This is a genomic window from Streptomyces sp. NPDC051963 (genome assembly GCF_044593495.1).
Classification (GTDB): Bacteria; Actinomycetota; Actinomycetes; order Streptomycetales; family Streptomycetaceae; genus Streptomyces.
Map to the genome: position 1 here is coordinate 172,517 of NZ_JBIUCC010000008.1, position 15,170 is coordinate 187,686.

The 15,170-nt window shown below is 71.5% G+C and carries 18 protein-coding genes and 1 pseudogene; 9 read left to right on the top strand and 10 right to left on the bottom strand.

The genetic code is table 11. The features are described 5' to 3' along the window. Positions 1-154: 154 nt before the first annotated feature. Entirely contained in the window at positions 155-1,363 is a 1,209-nt protein-coding gene (gene istB, locus ACIHFB_RS32205; protein ID WP_365275629.1) for an IS21-like element helper ATPase IstB, read from the top strand. Between the two features lie 166 nt (positions 1,364-1,529). Here istB and ACIHFB_RS32210 read toward each other — a convergent pair whose 3' ends face one another. The 3 genes from ACIHFB_RS32210 to ACIHFB_RS32220 all read right to left on the bottom strand — a co-directional run bounded on the left by ACIHFB_RS32210 (position 1,530) and on the right by ACIHFB_RS32220 (position 4,716). Further along, entirely contained in the window at positions 1,530-1,763 is a 234-nt protein-coding gene (locus ACIHFB_RS32210; RefSeq protein ID WP_400128806.1) for a hypothetical protein, read from the bottom strand. A gap of 99 nt (positions 1,764-1,862) precedes the next feature. Continuing rightward, entirely contained in the window at positions 1,863-1,991 is a 129-nt protein-coding gene (locus tag ACIHFB_RS32215) for a hypothetical protein (RefSeq protein WP_365275635.1), read from the bottom strand. A gap of 193 nt (positions 1,992-2,184) precedes the next feature. Further along, entirely contained in the window at positions 2,185-4,716 is a 2,532-nt protein-coding gene (locus ACIHFB_RS32220) for a helicase-associated domain-containing protein (RefSeq protein WP_400128807.1), read from the bottom strand. A gap of 165 nt (positions 4,717-4,881) precedes the next feature. On the opposite strand from ACIHFB_RS32220, the gene ACIHFB_RS32225 reads away from it, so the two are divergent. Together ACIHFB_RS32225 and ACIHFB_RS32230 are read left to right on the top strand one after the other, a co-directional pair. Then, positions 4,882-5,841 carry a hypothetical protein gene (locus tag ACIHFB_RS32225; RefSeq protein ID WP_365275641.1) on the top strand — a complete coding sequence of 320 codons (960 nt, stop codon included), beginning with the start codon at positions 4,882-4,884 and terminating at the stop codon, positions 5,839-5,841. Positions 5,842-6,030: 189 nt separating this feature from the next. Further along, positions 6,031-6,663: a haloacid dehalogenase-like hydrolase gene (locus ACIHFB_RS32230; RefSeq protein ID WP_365275644.1), complete on the top strand. Its 633-nt coding sequence runs from the start codon at positions 6,031-6,033 to the stop codon at positions 6,661-6,663. On the opposite strand, the gene ACIHFB_RS32235 is transcribed toward ACIHFB_RS32230, so the two are convergent. Continuing rightward, a complete protein-coding gene (locus ACIHFB_RS32235) occupies positions 6,642-6,890 on the bottom strand; it encodes a hypothetical protein (protein ID WP_365275647.1) in 249 nt (82 codons plus the stop codon). The genes ACIHFB_RS32230 and ACIHFB_RS32235 overlap by 22 nt on opposite strands. A 174-nt stretch (positions 6,891-7,064) precedes the next feature. Between ACIHFB_RS32235 and ACIHFB_RS32240 the strand changes: the two genes are divergently transcribed. Further along, positions 7,065-7,448 carry a cold-shock protein gene (locus tag ACIHFB_RS32240; RefSeq protein ID WP_365275650.1) on the top strand — a complete coding sequence of 128 codons (384 nt, stop codon included), beginning with the start codon at positions 7,065-7,067 and terminating at the stop codon, positions 7,446-7,448. Positions 7,449-7,470: 22 nt separating this feature from the next. On the opposite strand, the gene ACIHFB_RS32245 is transcribed toward ACIHFB_RS32240, so the two are convergent. From ACIHFB_RS32245 to ACIHFB_RS32260, 4 genes are all read right to left on the bottom strand, one after another. Beyond that, positions 7,471-8,316: a 1,4-dihydroxy-6-naphthoate synthase gene (locus ACIHFB_RS32245; protein ID WP_365275653.1), complete on the bottom strand. Its 846-nt coding sequence runs from the start codon at positions 8,314-8,316 to the stop codon at positions 7,471-7,473. Continuing rightward, positions 8,306-8,995: a futalosine hydrolase gene (locus tag ACIHFB_RS32250; protein ID WP_365275656.1), complete on the bottom strand. Its 690-nt coding sequence runs from the start codon at positions 8,993-8,995 to the stop codon at positions 8,306-8,308. Before ACIHFB_RS32250 ends, ACIHFB_RS32245 begins: the two co-directional genes overlap by 11 nt. Then, positions 8,965-9,450 (bottom strand): DUF2771 domain-containing protein, encoded by a 486-nt coding sequence (locus ACIHFB_RS32255; protein WP_400128808.1) that lies wholly within the window; start codon positions 9,448-9,450, stop codon positions 8,965-8,967. The genes ACIHFB_RS32250 and ACIHFB_RS32255 overlap by 31 nt, the downstream gene beginning before the upstream one ends. Positions 9,451-9,602: 152 nt before the next feature. Then, positions 9,603-11,027, bottom strand: a complete 1,425-nt coding sequence (locus ACIHFB_RS32260) for an MFS transporter (protein ID WP_365275658.1) — start codon at positions 11,025-11,027, stop codon at positions 9,603-9,605. Between the two features lie 337 nt (positions 11,028-11,364). Here ACIHFB_RS32260 and ACIHFB_RS32265 point away from each other — a divergent pair, with 337 nt between their 5' ends. The 5 genes and pseudogenes from ACIHFB_RS32265 to ACIHFB_RS32285 all read left to right on the top strand — a co-directional run. Then, positions 11,365-12,327: a DUF3027 domain-containing protein gene (locus ACIHFB_RS32265; RefSeq protein ID WP_365275661.1), complete on the top strand. Its 963-nt coding sequence runs from the start codon at positions 11,365-11,367 to the stop codon at positions 12,325-12,327. Positions 12,328-12,496: 169 nt separating this feature from the next. Beyond that, a complete protein-coding gene (locus tag ACIHFB_RS32270; RefSeq protein WP_400128809.1) occupies positions 12,497-13,495 on the top strand; it encodes an RNA polymerase subunit sigma-70 in 999 nt (332 codons plus the stop codon). Positions 13,496-13,500: 5 nt separating this feature from the next. After that, positions 13,501-13,755: a hypothetical protein gene (locus ACIHFB_RS32275; protein ID WP_365275667.1), complete on the top strand. Its 255-nt coding sequence runs from the start codon at positions 13,501-13,503 to the stop codon at positions 13,753-13,755. Then, on the top strand, positions 13,752-14,213 hold the full coding sequence (locus ACIHFB_RS32280) for a DUF6069 family protein (protein WP_400128810.1): 462 nt from the start codon (positions 13,752-13,754) through the stop codon (positions 14,211-14,213). The genes ACIHFB_RS32275 and ACIHFB_RS32280 overlap by 4 nt, the downstream gene beginning before the upstream one ends. A 245-nt stretch (positions 14,214-14,458) precedes the next feature. After that, a pseudogene (locus ACIHFB_RS32285) lies at positions 14,459-14,551 on the top strand (DUF3027 domain-containing protein); the annotation flags it as partial. Positions 14,552-14,560: 9 nt separating this feature from the next. Here ACIHFB_RS32285 and ACIHFB_RS32290 read toward each other — a convergent pair. Both ACIHFB_RS32290 and ACIHFB_RS32295 read right to left on the bottom strand, forming a co-directional pair. Continuing rightward, positions 14,561-14,818, bottom strand: coding sequence for a hypothetical protein (locus tag ACIHFB_RS32290; RefSeq protein WP_400128811.1), 258 nt, complete (start codon positions 14,816-14,818; stop codon positions 14,561-14,563). Continuing rightward, positions 14,815-15,162 carry a hypothetical protein gene (locus ACIHFB_RS32295; RefSeq protein WP_365275675.1) on the bottom strand — a complete coding sequence of 116 codons (348 nt, stop codon included), beginning with the start codon at positions 15,160-15,162 and terminating at the stop codon, positions 14,815-14,817. Before ACIHFB_RS32295 ends, ACIHFB_RS32290 begins: the two co-directional genes overlap by 4 nt. Positions 15,163-15,170: the final 8 nt, after the last annotated feature.

A 15,170-nucleotide genomic window follows, 5' to 3' on the forward strand; every position in this document is an offset into this window, starting at 1 on the left:
TCCTTCCGTAAGGCCGAGTCGGCCAAACGTCCAGTGTGCCTGATCGTTTCCCGGTCAGGGCGGGGTCGGGTGTCCCGTCGTACAGGATGTCTATTCATTCCTGTGAGTGGCGTGGTTTCACCTGTACGGCGGCGAATGCGAAGAATGGCCGACCGTGCAGCTCCTCACCCGTGATCCGTCCACGCCCTCCACCACTCTGGGGTACGCCCTGTTCGCCACTCGCTGGCTTCAGGCCCCGCTGTACTTCGGCCTGGTGGCCGCCCAGGGGGTCTATGTCTACAAGTTCTTCAACGAGCTGTGGACCTTAATCCTGCGGTGCGTCACCGGGCAGGCGAACGAGACCTACGTCATGCTCGCCGTGCTGAAACTGGTCGACGTCGTCATGATCGCCAATCTGCTGATCATGGTGATCGTCGGCGGCTACGAGACCTTCGTGTCGCGCATCGGCCTCCAGGGCCACCGCGACCAGCCGGAATGGCTCTCGCACGTCAACTCCAACGTGCTGAAGGTCAAGCTCGCCACCGCCATCGTGGGCATCTCCTCCGTCCATCTGCTCCAGATGTTCGTGGATGTGCACCACACCCCGCGGCACTCGCTGCTGTGGGGGACGGTGATCCATATGGCGTTCATCGCCTCGGCGGCGATTCTGGCGTACATGTCGGGGCCGATGGCCGCACATGCCGAGCGTGACCGGCACCGGCCGCACGAACACCGGGCCGTCCCGCCTCCCGCCGCGCCGATTCCGGCCCAGGCGGGACCGCCCGCCGTGGAGACGGGGGCCGAGGAGCGGATCCGGGCCGCCGGGTTCCCGGCCCGGAAGCTGCTGGAGGAGTTCGACGCCGAGCATCCCCGGGCCTTCGACCGGGAGACGGTGGCGCGGCTCGGCAAGCTGGACTTCGTCGGGGACCGCGCCAACGTGGTGTTCGTCGGGCCGCCCGGCACCGGCAAGACACATCTGGCCCTCGCGCTCGGCGTGCGCGCCTGCGAGGCCGGACACCGGGTGCTCTTCGACACGGCCGCCGGATGGGCCGCCCGCCTGACCGCCGCGCACACCGCGGGCCGGCTCCCCGAGCAACTGGCCGACCTCGACGCCTGCCCCCTGCTGATCGTCGACGAGATCGGCTACGTCCCCTTCGAAGCGGACACCTCCCGACTCTTCTTCCAACTGGTCGCCCACCGCTACGAACGGGGATCGCTGATCGTCACCAGCGACCGCCCGCTCGACAGATGGGACGAGGTCTTCGGCGGCCCCACCGCCCCGGCGATGGTGGACCGCCTGGCCCACCACGCCGAGCTCGTGCGGCTGGAGGGGGACAGCTACCGCTTGCGGCGGACGGCTTCGGACTGGGCGGGCCGGGTGTGACCTGCGGACGTCTGCCTCGGCGGTCGGTCGCCCTCAGCGACGGCGGACCGGGCGGCTCGGCATGCCGAGGTTGTGCGGCTGGAGTGGGGACAGCCATCGGTGCGCCGGGTTGCTTCGGACTGGGCGGGCCGGGTGTGACCTGCGGACGTCTGGCCTGGCGGTCGGGCTACTTCAGGTGGGGCAGGTCGAGGTTGTTGACCAGGGGCTGGGCGAAGACGTGTCCGTCGACGTTGACGAGAGGGTCGCCGGCGGCTCCGGCGATGGAGAGGGGAAGCGGGAGGGCGGGGGCTGCTGAGGCCTCGGGGGCGAGGGCGGCGAGGAGTGCTGCCACGGAGACCAGTGCGGCGGCGGAGATGACGACGGCGGTGGAACGGGTGCGTGTGGGGAGCTTGGCAGACATGGGGACGTCAGGGACCTTTCACATCACGTACGGGGGATCGATCGGGGAGGGCCGGACCGGGGGACACCGGGACCGGCCCTGGGAGTAGGAGCGGGCGGGTCAGATGGCCGGTGTCTCGAGGACCAGGCCGGCGACATCGATGCCGATGGCCGCGGCCTGGGTGGCGAAGGCGCCGATCATCACGGCGGTGGCGGTCAGGACGGCGGCGGCACGACGGACAGCACGCATGGGCGGGGTTTCCTTTCGACTGCACTTCCGTCCGAGCCCCCTGCCGGGCGGCTCGGACTTGATCAGGACACCCCGTGACTGCCCGGCGCCCCACCCCGGAATGCGGGATGACCTGCGGGTTCCCTCATGGGTGGGAAGTGCACGGCGTGGCGTGCATGAACGCGTGCGTACACCCGTCCGAGCGAACCCGTGATCACATCTGGTCGTCGGCCAGCTCGGAGACGCCGGTGATCCGGTGCAGCGGATAGGTGCGGACCTCGTCCGCGGTGTGGTCGTACGCCGTCACGAAGCCGCCCTCGACCCGGATCGGGGCGATGACGCGCTGGCTGGCGGAGCCCTCGGCGTTCACGTAGCCGATCCACAGCGCCTCGCCGGTGAGGACGGCGGCCTGCATGGTGGCGAGGGTCTCGGCGGACCCGGTGCGCGGGAGCGTGCCGTTCGCCACGGGGGTCTGCTTGCGCGGGGTCGTCGAGGCCAGGTCGCCCGCCCGGATCGCACGGATCGCGGCCGTCAGGAGCGTCGCGTCGGGCGCCGGAGGGCCGTCCGGGACCGGCTCGGGGGCCGTGCGGGGAGGCGTGCGGTGGGCATGGGCGCGGGTGATCAGGACGTCGCCCTCGGCGGACTCCGCGGCCGGCGCGAACCCCATCGCACGCAGGCCCTCCAGCAGCGTCGCCGGATCGGCCTGGGCGGCCAGCACGGTCGGGGCGAGGCGACGCAGCGACAGGCCGGCGGCGCGCTTGTCGGCGAGGATCTCGTTCAGCACGGCGTCGTCGTCGCAGCGGACGTACGCCGACGCGGCGCCGATGCGGAGATGGCCGTGCTTGCGGGCCACGTCGTCGATCAGATACGCGAGCGGCTGCGGAACCGGCGTACGCGAGTGCGCGGTGAGGAAGGCGTGCAGGTCGGAGGCGCTGCGGCCGGCGTCCAGCGCACGGCGTACCGAACCCGGCGTGAACCGGTAGACCGTCGCCCCGCCCTTGGACTCCACGTCGGCGAGGACACCGAGCATGTCGGCGAGCGGGCGCTGGAGCGGGCCGGGGGCGACCGCCGTCAGGTCGGCCTGGAGGAGGACGTGGTCCAGCGGCTCGGGGAGGAGCGGGGCGAGCAGACGGGTGGCGGTGGCGGAGGCGACGGTCTGTTCGGCGGGGGTGAGGGGTTCGCGGGCCGGGATCCGCAGGTGCTTGTGGTGGACGGGGAGCTTGGCGCCGGGGCCCGACGGCTCGTCCGCGGCCGGCTTCGCGGCGGGCGCCCCGATCAGCGCCCGCCCGTGCGCGGACAGCGCGCCGCGGCCGGTGATGCCGAGCTGCTCCGCCTCCGAGATCGTCCACCGGGCGAGCCGGGTACGCAGGTTGTCGTCGCGTTGCGGGCCGCGCAGCGGGCGCTCCCAGCGCAGCCGGGCCAGCACGGACTCGGCGGACGGCGCGGCGCCTTCGGGCAGTTCGGCGAGCAGGTCCAGCACCCGGTGCCGTACGTCCGGCGTGGCGGAGCGGTCCAGGCCGGGGCCGAGGGCCGACAGCGTGCGGTCCTTGGCGTCCCGGCCGCCGACCAGGCCCGCCGTGCGGGTCGCCGCCAGCCACGCCTGAGCGAGCTGCGCCCAGCGCCGGCCTGCGGGCTGCTCCAGCCACTCGTCGTAGGCCGGGGTCGCCGCGTACCGCTCCTCCGCCTCGCCGTCCGACGCGATGAGGCCCGCCGCGTACGCCAGTTCCACCCAGAACGCCGCGACCGGCTCCGTCACATCGAGGGCGACGGCCGTCCGCTTCAGGTCCCGGACGCTCAGGCCGCCCGCCCGCAGCACGGCAGGACCGCCCTCGTCCCAGTCCTTCAGCAGCTCCTCGACGGTCGCCAGCGCCGTGTACGCCTGCCCGGCCGCCGTCCCGTCCACAACCTGTGGACGATACGTGCCGGCCGGCTCGATGAGGGGCGGCAGCGGCTCGGTGGCACGGTGGGCGCGGCCGTCACGCAGGCGCAGGGCCACTTCGCGGGGGAGCACGACGGTCCCCGGCGCCGTCGGCAGCAGCAGCCCGCGGTCGAGGAGCCACCGCAGCCGGGGCGCGGGATCGGCGGTGACCTGCCCGTACGGCGGGCCCCAGACCAGGCGGTGCAGGACCTCCAGGGACTCCTCGGGGGCGTCGGCGAGCAGGGCCGTCATCCGCTTGCGGTTCTTGAACAGGGAGGTGAGCGCCGTGACCGCCGACACCGCGTCGTGCGTGGACGTCAGCCCGGCCGCCGTGACGATCTCCTGGATACGCCCCGGCGACATGCCCGCCGTCGCCTCCTGGACGGTGGGGCCCAGGCCCGTCGGGGACGGGTGCTGAGGGGACGGGGACAGCAGCTCACTGGCCGTGCGGACAAGACGGAGCCGGTCGTCGGGGCCCCAGACCAGGGCCTGTTCGCGGAGGGTGGCGAGGGCGTGGGGAAGCGCGGCGGCGACGGTCTCGTCCCGCTCGTCGCCGGTCAAAAGGCCGAGGAGTTCTTCGTACGGTGCCGGGTCCGCGGCGACGGCCAGCGCCTCCGCCGTCTGCAGCGCGAAGCGGTCCAGCCGCTCCAGGGCACGCACGACCGAGGCCCGGGTGCCGGCGCGGGTCGCGAGTTGCGTGAGGTCCGTCGGGACGGGGGTGATGAGGTCGGGGCGGCTGCGCAGAAGCGCGGCCAGGGCGGCGTCGTCCTGCCCGCGGAGCGCCTCCGCGAGCGATCGCGGGGCGGCCGGCTTGTCCACGGTGCTCATCCGCCTCACGGTAGCGGGTTGCCTCCGGCGGTTGCGCGGCCCAGGTGCGGTTCGGTCCGGCCCCGTCCCCGAACGCCGGACGGGCCGAGCGTGCTCGGCCTGCATCAAGAGCGGTAACGTCACTCCCCACGGGGTATCCAACGCAGCCGCCCCGGAGGGGACTTCGTGGGGATCGAGAGCGACCAGGTCGTCTACGAGTATCTGAGCCGCGTCGGTGACGTGGCTCAGCAGCAACAGTTGCCGTCGGCCACACGGATGCGGCTGGTGTCGGAGTTGCGGAACGAGATCGACCGGCGCCGGTCGAAGGCGCCGGTCGACAGTCCCGCCGCCGTTCGCCGCATCCTCGCCCGGCTGGGCAGCCCGGACGAGGTCGTCGCGGCGGCCGACGGCGGCGGCGGTGCGTTCGAGGCGCCGGAGGCCGCCGTCCCCGTACAGCGCAGGGGGTTGCGTCGTGTCGTGCCCCGGCCCCGGCCCGCCGAGGACAGCGGCCCTTCCGACGTGCCCGCCCCGCCGCACCTCGCCGGTGCGGACGAGCTGGGTGGCAGTGCGACGCAGCCCGACTGGTGGCGGGTGGGCGACAGCCCGTTCGGGCTCGGGGACGAGGTCCCCGGGTTCGTCGGCGGGGTGGAGATCCCGGAGCTGCTGAAGCCTCCGCCGCCGAAGGAGACCGAGAAGACCGGCAAGGGGGAGAAGGGGGCGAAGAAGGAGGTCGTCGAGGACGAGCCCGTCGCTGTGGAGGAGGCCGAGGAGGCCGCGTCCAGGCGCCGTCTGCGCCTTCCCCGCCCCGGGAACTGGAGCAACCCCCTTCTCCTGATCGGCGCCGCCCTCCTCGTCGCCGGTGCCGTCCTGGGGAACCTGCTCGTGCTCCTCTTCGGCTGGCTCATCGCCTACGCCTCCCGGCGGCTGACCCCGGCGGAGCGGAAGTGGGCCGTCATCGTGCTGCCGGGCGCGGCGCTCTCCGCCGGGATCGTCTGGCTGTGGGGACGCAACGAGGGGCGGTGGGGTGACCCCATCGCGGAGGGGCACATGAACGACGCCGTCTCCGACACCTGGCCGTGGGTCATCAGGGGCGCCGCGATCGCCTCCGCGCTCTATGTGGTGTGGCGGTCCCAGCGGCAGCGGTGACGCTCCGCTGGGTTGTGCCGCTGTGGGTCGTTGGTCGTCTGCGGCGCCGTTGTGGCTGGTCGCGCCCACGCGGCGGAGCCGCATATCAGATACAGCCCCGCGCCCCTTTGCGGCGCTGCCGAACCGCCCGGACTTCGCCAGACCCGCCTGAAGCAGCCGTTGTCTTGATCGGTGGCCCGCCTGGGCACAATGGCTCATATGACTTCTCCCTCCCTCACCGTCGGCTTCGACCTCGACATGACGCTCATCGACTCCCGCCCCGGCATCCACGCCTGCTACACGGCGCTCGCCGAGCGGACGGGGACGTTCATCGATGCCGACCTGGCGATCACGAGGCTCGGGCCGCCGCTCGCGGAGGAGTTGATCAACTGGTTCCCGGCGGAGCGGATCGAGGAGATGGGGGATCTGTACCGCTCCATGTACCCGACGATCGCCATCGCCGCCACACCCGCCCTGCCCGGCGCCCGTGAGGCGATCGCCGCGGTGCGCGCGGCCGGCGGTCGGGCGATCGTCGTCACCGCCAAGTACGAGCCCAACGCCAAACTGCACCTGGAGCACCTCCGCATCGACGCCGACGCGGTGATCGGCGACCTGTGGGCCGAGCAGAAGGCGCAGGCGCTGCGGGAACACGGTGCGGGGGTGTACGTCGGCGACCACATCGGCGACGTGCGCGGCGCCCGTACCGCCGAAGCCCTGTCCGTGGCAGTGGCGACCGGGCCGTGCGACGGCGACGAACTGCGCGCGGCCGGAGCGGATGTGGTCCTGCCGGACCTCACCCACTTCCCGGCCTGGCTCGCGGACTACCGTCCGGCCCGCGCCTGACGGCGGCCGGCCGCGATCGATTGCAGGACCCCGGCACCGGCCACCAGGAACCCGACGCCCATGAGCATGCTCAATCCGAACATGTACGTCGGAAATGGCGTCGTACCGAGAAGAAGCGGGGCCACGGTGACGAGTGTGGCCACGGCACCGATGAAGAAGACGATGGCTCCGGCACGGATCAGTCGGTCACCGGGCGCGGCGGAATTCGTTTGGGTTTTGTCACGCACCGGACCAGGGTAGTTCCCTGCCCGAAGGAACAACCGGGTGACGTCTTGTCACCGGGTGGAAGACCATTAGCCTTGGTACCGGCGGGTCCACACGACCCGCCCCAGTGCTATCAAGAGCAGTTCCTGAGCGGTTTCCGAAGCAGTTTTCCGACGAGTACGAGGACGAGGACAGACGTGCCTACCGGCAAGGTCAAGTGGTTCAACAGCGAGAAGGGCTTCGGCTTTCTCTCCCGTGACGACGGCGGCGACGTCTTCGTCCATTCCTCGGTCCTCCCCGCCGGAGTCGAGACGCTCAAGCCGGGCCAGCGAGTTGAGTTCGGGGTCGTCGCCGGGCAGCGCGGTGACCAGGCACTTTCGGTCACGATCCTTGACCCGACCCCTTCTGTCGCCGCCGCCACTCGCAAGAAACCGGACGAGTTGGCCTCTATCGTCCAGGATTTGACGACTCTCCTCGAGAACATCACGCCGATGCTCGAGAGAGGCCGTTACCCCGACAAGGCCGCCGGCTCGAAGATCGCCGGTCTGCTGCGGGCGGTGGCCGACCAGCTCGACGTATAGATCCTGTAGAACCTCTGGATTTCTAGGGGAAATCCAGTGCATCCGGGCCGAGGGGCGGCAACAGCCCCTCGGCCGCTGCGCGTGTGAGCAGACCCCTGACCGCCGCGTAGCCGTCCACGCCGAGGTCGTGGGTGAACTCGTTGACGTACAGGCCGATGTGCTGGTCGGCGACGGACGGGTCCATCTCCTGGGCGTGTTCCATGACATACGGGCGGGAGGCCTCGGGGTCGTCCCAGGCGGCCTTCACGGACGTACGGATGGACTCGGCGAGCAGCCGCAGCGTGTCCGCGCCCAGCGACCTCTTCGCGATGATCGCGCCCAGCGGGATCGGCAGCCCGGTGGTGTTCTCCCAGTGCTCGCCCATGTCCGCGAGCTTGTGCAGACCGTAGTTCTGGTACGTGAAACGCGCCTCGTGGATGACGAGTCCCGCGTCGACCTTCCCGTCCCGCACGGCCGGCATGATCTCGTGGAACGGCATGACCACGATCTCGCCGACCCCGCCGGGGATCGTGTCCGCCGCCCACAGCCGGAACAGCAGATACGCCGTCGACCGCTCGCTCGGCACGGCGACCGTACGCCCCGTCAGGTCTCCTGGCCCCCGGGTGAGGACGAGCGGGCCGCAACCCCGGCCCAGCGCACCCCCGCACGGCAGCAGCGTGTACTCGTCGAGGACGTACGGCAGCACGGCGTACGACACCTTCAGCACGTCGAACTCGCCGCGCTCGGCCATGCCGTTGGTGATGTCGATGTCCGCGAACGTCACGTCGAGCGCGGGGGCGCCCGGCACGCGGCCGTGGGCGAGGGCGTCGAAGACGAAGGTGTCGTTCGGGCAGGGGGAGTACGCGATCTTCAGAGGCTCAGCGGTCATGCCTGTTCCAACTCTCCAGTACGGGCGCGAGCTTCCCGAAACCCTCGGTGAGGGCCGCGAGGGCGTCGCCGATGCGCCAGGCGGCGCGGTCGCGCGGGCCGACGGGGTTGGAGACGGCGCGGATCTCCAGCACGGGAACGCCGTGCGCGGCGGCCGCCTCGGCGACGCCGAAGCCCTCCATCGCCTCGGCGAGGGCGGTCGGATGACGGTCGAGGAGCGCGGCGGCACGGGCGGCGGTGCCGGTCACCGTGGAGACGGTCAGTACCGCGCCGGCACGGGCTCCGGTGGCCGCCGCGACGTCTCGTACGAGTGATTCCGGCGGACGGTGGGTGACGGTGCCGAAACCCAGCTCCGTGACCGGCAGAAAGCCGTCGGGTGTCTCGGCGCCCAGATCGGCGGCGGTGATCTCGTCGGCGACGACGAGGGAGCCGACGGGGGCGAACGGCTGGAAACCACCGGCGATTCCGGCCGAGATCACCAGGTCGTACGGGGCTCCCGCGAGGGCCGTCGCGGTGGTGGCCGCGGCGCGGGCGGGACCGACGCCGACGGCGCGGACGTCACCCGGGAACGTGCCCGTGAACGCCTGCGCCACCGCGTCCCGTTCGGCGGGGACGGCGGTGGCCACGAGGACGCGTACGGCAGACGTGGTCAGTCGTCCTTCTTCAGCTTGAAGGACCACAGGCCGGTGACCGTCTGGCTCTCCTTCTTGCCGTCGGCCGCCTTGATGGAGACGAGGGTGGAGTTGCCCTGGGCGCCGTACTGGGCGTTGAAGAACACGCTGCCCGGGATCGTGCGGTACGTCTTGTCGGTGTCCTCGGTGAGCGGCTGACCGTTCATCAGGATCGTCCAGCGCTTGTCGGCGACCTCGGGGTCGACACCGAAGCGGACGGTCTCGTCCGGGTCCACGGTGATGGACTTGATGTCGGTGTCCTTCAGGCACTGCGTCAGCTCCGCCGACTTCAGGGCGTCGCCCTCACCGCCACAGGTGGCCTCCTCGCTGACCGAGGACCTGCCGACGGTGATCGTGGACAGCGGCGTCGGCTTGTCGCAGGCCGACAGGACGAGCAGTCCGGCGGATACGGCGCCGGCGGCGGCGAGCGCGCGGCGGCGTCGCACAGCGGATTGCATGGTCATGGGCGAAGGCTATCGGGCACGTGCCGCGGGGCTGCCATGCGGGGTCCGGCGTGCCGGGCGCTCCGCGGGGTGGGCCGGGATGGGTTGTCGGTCGGCTGCGGGCCGGTGGGGGCTGGTCGCGCAGTTCCCCGCGCCCCTTCGGGGCGCTGTCGTTACTCCACGCGTGTGCGTGGGCCGTTGCCGTGCCTGGCCGAGGCGAGGAGGCCGCGGACCGTGCTCAGCCAGCCGACGGCGACGATGGTGGCGGCCACCGACAGGCCGAGGGTGCCGTTGAGCGGGAGGACGATGCCGATCGAGCCGCCGAGCACCCACGCCACCTGGAGCAGCGTCTCGGAGCGGGCGAAGGCGGAGGGACGGACCGTCTCCGGTACGTCCCGCTGGATCAGCGCGTCCAGGGACAGCTTGGCCAGCGCCTGCGCGAACCCGGCGATCGCCGCGAGACACGCCACCATCGCCGCCCCGAAGAAGAGCGCCGCGACGATCGCCGCGCCCAGTACGAACGCCACCACCGTCACGACGATGATCTCGGGGGCGCGTGATCTGAGCCAGGCCCCCACCGCCGTACCGATCGCGTTGCCCGTGCCCGCCGAGACCGCCACTATGCCCAGCGACACCGCCGCGCTCTCGCCGGTCAGCGGATGCTCGCGCAGCAGGAAAGCCAGGAAGAAGATCAGGAAGCCGGAGAGACAGCGCAGGGCGGCGTTGGCGCCGAGGGCATGGGTGACGGCGGTGCCCACGGTGCGCAGGCCGGGGCGCTGGACGGGCTTGCGGTGCGGGCCGTGCAGATGCTGCTCGTCGGCGGCGAGCAGGGCGGTGTCCTCGCCCTTCGCCGAGTCGACCTTCGGCGGGAGCGAGAAGGAGAGGAACATACCCGCGATGAAGATCACGAAGGCGCCGTAGAGGGGCCATCGGGGCCCGATGGCCTGTAGCCCCGCCCCGATGGGCGCCGCCACACCGGTGGCGAGCAATCCGCCGAGCGTGACCCGTGAGTTGGCTTTCACCAGGGAGAAGCGGGGTGGCAGGAGCCGGGGTACGACGGCGCTGCGGACGACGCCGTACGACTTGGACGCGACGAGTACACCCAGTGCGGCCGGGTACAGCTCGATGCCGCCGGTGATCACCGCGCCCGAGAGGATCAGCGCGAGCAGCGCCCGGGCGAGCATCGCCATCGCCATCGCCGCACGACGGCCGTGCGGGATGCGGTCGAGGAGCGGGCCGATGACGGGCGCGAGAAGCGTGAACGGCGCCATGGTGATGCCGAGGTAGAGCGCGACCCGGCCGCGGGCCTCGTCGGTCGGCACCGAGAAGAAGACGGTGGAGGCGAGGGCCACGGTGATCATGACGTCACCTGCGCCGTTCACCGCGTGCAGCTCGATCAGCTTGCCGAGGCCGGACTCGCCCGCGCCGTGCGCGTGCGTCGCCTTGCGGATCCCGCGCGCGGGCCCCGTCACCGGCAGGTGGAGGGCACGGCCGACCGCGCGGAGGGGGCCGCCCACCCGACCCGATCCGCTGCTCCGACTGCTCCCCTTGACCCCACCGACACCGGTGGCACCCTGGGGCGACCTTGCGGCTGCCATTCCGCCATAGTGCCCCGAGATGGGGGTTGGTATCGCGGTTACGGCACGGATGGCGTTGTACTTTTGCGGCACTTTCCAACCGGGCGAGTCCGGTGCGGGGGTGGGAAACAACCCGTCGGTGTAGGCCCAGCGGCAGCGAGCAGGTAGCGTGCGTAGCGCGTCGTGGCGAACGTTCTCGGCCGCGCGCCTCTCAGTCATCCCGCAGAATGGATGGAGTAGGTGCGCCCGAGCGCGATCGGGCGTGGACGTTGACGCGGCCCAATGGTCCGCTCCGTTCCGCCTGACCGCCTTCAGGCAAGGCGCACCCGAGAGACGGCGTAGGAGAGAAGCGATACCTGTGAGCGCAGCGACCACGCGAAGCCGCACCCCCGACCGTCTGTGTGCCGAGGCCGTCGACCTCGCCCGCGCCGCCGCCGAGGAGGCTGCCGCGCCAGGAGTTGTGGGAGAGCACGCGGGACTCGTCTCGGAGGGCGACCGCGTCGTCACGCACTACTTCGAGTGCAAGGAGTTCGGCTACCGCGGCTGGCGCTGGGCCGTGACGGTGGCCCGCGCCTCCCGCGCCAAGGTCGTCACGCTGGACGAGGTGGTCCTCCTCCCCGGCCCCGACGCCCTGCTGGCCCCCGAGTGGGTCCCGTGGAGCGAGCGCCTGCGCCCCGGCGACATGGGCCCCGGCGACCTGCTCCCGACCGACGCCGAGGATCTGCGCCTGGAGCCCGGTTTCTCCGACGAGGACGATCCACGTCTGGAGCCCGGCTACTCCGGCGAGGACGAGCCGTCGCCCAACGCCGCCGTCTCCCACGAGATGGCCGAGCTGGTCGAGGCGGAGGACGCGGAGGTGACGGCCGGGCCGCCGGCGAACTTCCCGATCGCCCCCTCGCGCGGCTCCATCGCGGCGGTCGCCGAGGAACTCGGCATGCGCCGGGCCCGTGTCCTGTCCCGCTACGGCCTGCATGTCGCCGCCGACCGCTGGGAAGACTCGTACGGCCCCAAGACCGCGATGGCCCAGGCGGCCCCGGCGTCCTGTGTGAGCTGCGGCTTCCTCGCCCCGATCGGCGGCTCGATGGGCCAGGCCTTCGGCGTCTGCGCCAACGAGTTCTCCCCGGCCGACGGCCGCGTCGTCTCCCTCGCCTACGGCTGCGGCGGCCACTCCGAGGCCGCGGTCATGCCCAAGCCCCCACGTCCGGCTCCCCCGGTCATCGACGAGACCCGCGTGGACCCGTTCCCGCTGCGACCCTCGCCGGATTCGGGGTCGGTGTCGGTGGGGGCGGATGAGGACTCGGGGGAGTTGGGGCACTCGTAGGGCCCTGACTTCTACGCCCGCCACGGCTGGAGTCACCTCCCCGATGGTGGAGCTCTCCTCCTCGGTCTGCCGCCCACGCTCAGCCATGCCGACCGACCTCGGTGATGAGTTTTCGCGCTCACTCCCGTCACACCTACGACGGGACACGACGAGGCGGAAGGATGACGTGATGAGTGCGGACACGCTGCTGGAGGAGCTGGGCGTGAGCAGTCTGGGCGAGGTCGACGAGCCGGCGTTCTCGGGGCTGGCGGAGCGGTACCGGCGGGAGCTGCACGTGCACTGCTACCGGATGCTCGGGTCGTTCGAGGACGCCGAGGACACCGTGCAGGAGACGTTCCTGCGTGCCTGGCGGCGGCGGGAGACCTTCGAGGGGCGGTCGACGTTCCGTGCCTGGCTGTACCGGATCGCCACCAACGCCTGCCTGGACCTGCTCGCCAAGCACCGGCCCGAGCCCGCGACCGGCGGCGAGGTGCTGTGGCTCCAGCCCTACCCGGACCGGCTGCTCGACGAACTGCCCGCGGGCGACACGGACGAGCCGGAGACCGTCGCCGTCGCACGGGAGACGATCGAGCTGGCGTACCTGGTCGCGGTCCAGCACCTCGCGCCGCGCCCGCGGGCCGTGCTGATCCTGCGGGACGTGCTCGGCTGGCCGGCGAAGGAGGTCGCGGGGCTCCTCGGGGACTCCGTCAACTCCGTGAACAGCGCGCTGCAACGGGCCCGCGCCGGCATGCGGGAGCACCTGCCCGCCGAGCGGCAGGACTGGACCGGCGGCGAACAGGACGCCGGGACGCGCGAGCTGGTGCGCCGTTACACCGACGCCAGCGTCGCCACGGACGTTCCGGCGCTCGCGGCGATGCTGCGGGACGACGTCCGCAGCTCGATGCCGCCCACGCCGGGCCTGTACGTCGGCCGTGACACGGTCGTGAACTACTGGGTCGAGAGCGGCTTCGAGGGCATGAAGGGCCTGCGTGCCGTCCCCACCTCCGTGAACCGGCAGCCCGCCATCGCCTTCTACCTCTGGCAGCAGCAGGAGAACGCGTACCTGCCGCTGACGATCGACGTCCTGCGCGTCACCGGCGGGGCGATCGCCGAGATCGTCACGTTCCACGACGACCAGTTCCCGCGGCTCGGGGTGCCGGAGCGCCTGCCGGCGGACGGCACGGAGTAGTCCCGGTGCGGACACTCACGCTGCGCGGTGGCGCGCGCGTGGCGGTGGTCGCGGCCCAGTGGCACGACGCGTTCGGCGTCGTCACCCGCGGGCGGGTGCAGCTGGAGCTGCGCGACGGCGAGCCAGGGCCGGTCCTCGGACCCGACGCCGGCTTCTGGCTCCGCGGCACCGGCGTCCGCGCCCTGCGCAACCCCGGCCGCCGCACGGCGAGGGTGCGCATCGTCACACGCCGGTCACCGAACGAAGGAGGAACGACGTGAGCAGGACGCATGACCCAGGTGCCGTCGCAGGCCCGGCATCGGGCGAGACCAGCCGCCCCCACCCCCACCGATTCCGCGGGCTCGCCGGCACCGGCCTGATCGCCACCTTCGCGGCGACGGTGGCCACCACCCTCGCCGCGGCGCTTGCCCGGGCCGCCGGCGTCGACTTCGAGGTCTCCGACGGCGGCGAGACGATCCCGTTGTCCGGGTTCGCCGTGGTGACCGGCTTCTTCTCTCTCGTGGGCCTCGTCATCGCCGTCGCTCTTCTTCGCTGGAGCGCTCGCCCCGCCGAGCGATTCATCTGGACGGCAGTGTCACTGACCGCGATCTCACTGATCCCGCCCCTCCTCTCCGGGGCAACCGCCACCACGACCACCGCCCTCCTCGGGCTGCACCTCGTGCCCGCGGCGGTGATGATCCCCATCCTGACGCGGAGCGTCCGCGCTCGCACCGATTGACGATCCCGGACGCGCGGCGAGGTTCGTGTCAGCCGCTCTCCGCGTCCAGGAAACCGGGTTCGAAGCCCAGTGCCTGAACATCCCTCCGTACCGTGGCCACGAATTCCTGGATGGACCAGCCTCGGTTTGCTGGATGCGGAGGGTGCCTTTCTCCTCGTAACTCATCGACTCCCATTCGAAGTCCGCACTCTGGAAGTGGGGCAGCCTCGATGTTCACCAGCAACTCGGCGAAGATCGTGCCGCGGCGGGTGGACCCGTTCCCGCTGCGGCCCTCGCCGGATTCGGGGTCGGTGTCGGTGGGGGCGGATGAGGAGTCGGGGGAGGTGGGGCACTCTTAGCGAGGCGGTTCAGAAGCCCAGGTAGGTGATCTGGACGATGTAGACCCGCTCGCTTCGTACAACCACCTGGTACCGGATCATGCCTCCGGAGACGGGGAGCTGGCGGCCTTGAGGGTTGAGGCCCTCATGGGCCCGGCCTTGGACATGAAGAGCTTCAGCCGCCCTGACCAACTCGTCGGCCGCGGCTTCGATGGTGGCCAGGAAGTCCGGCGGGAGGGAACTGGCGGCCTCTGAGGCTCCGAAGGCGTACTCCCATTTCCAGCTCACTCGCGAACTGCCTTCATCGCCTCGTCGAGAACGGCGCTCAGCTCGCGAAGGGCTTCCCATGCGATGGCCGGATCCTCGTGTTCCAGCTTGCTCTGCGCCTGGGCGTAGCGAGCGGATAGGGCTGGGCGACGGGCGATCTCGATCTCCTGAGCCCAGATCAGGACCCAGCTCTGGACAGGGCTCAGAGACTGCCACTCGACTGCCTTGGCGAAGGCCTCGTCCTTCATGGCCTGCATCTCGTCCAGGCGACCTGGCGCGACGACGGCAAGGGCTGCACGCAGGGCATCAGGGGTCAGTTCGGGACGAGGGATGAGTTCGTTTCCGTGGTCGGCCTGAGTGCTCATGGTGTCCT

Coding starts and splice junctions, on each gene's coding strand:
- ACIHFB_RS32210 (WP_400128806.1), bottom strand. CDS start 1,763: ATGTCTGCCAAGCTCCCCACACGCACCCGTTCCACCGCCGTCGTCATC.
- ACIHFB_RS32215 (WP_365275635.1), bottom strand. CDS start 1,991: ATGCGTGCTGTCCGTCGTGCCGCCGCCGTCCTGACCGCCACCGCCGTG.
- ACIHFB_RS32220 (WP_400128807.1), bottom strand. CDS start 4,716: ATGAGCACCGTGGACAAGCCGGCCGCCCCGCGATCGCTCGCGGAGGCG.
- ACIHFB_RS32230 (WP_365275644.1), top strand. CDS start 6,031: ATGGCTCATATGACTTCTCCCTCCCTCACCGTCGGCTTCGACCTCGAC.
- ACIHFB_RS32245 (WP_365275653.1), bottom strand. CDS start 8,316: ATGACCGCTGAGCCTCTGAAGATCGCGTACTCCCCCTGCCCGAACGAC.
- ACIHFB_RS32255 (WP_400128808.1), bottom strand. CDS start 9,450: ATGACCATGCAATCCGCTGTGCGACGCCGCCGCGCGCTCGCCGCCGCC.
- ACIHFB_RS32260 (WP_365275658.1), bottom strand. CDS start 11,027: ATGGCAGCCGCAAGGTCGCCCCAGGGTGCCACCGGTGTCGGTGGGGTC.
- ACIHFB_RS32270 (WP_400128809.1), top strand. CDS start 12,497: ATGAGTGCGGACACGCTGCTGGAGGAGCTGGGCGTGAGCAGTCTGGGC.
- ACIHFB_RS32295 (WP_365275675.1), bottom strand. CDS start 15,162: ATGAGCACTCAGGCCGACCACGGAAACGAACTCATCCCTCGTCCCGAA.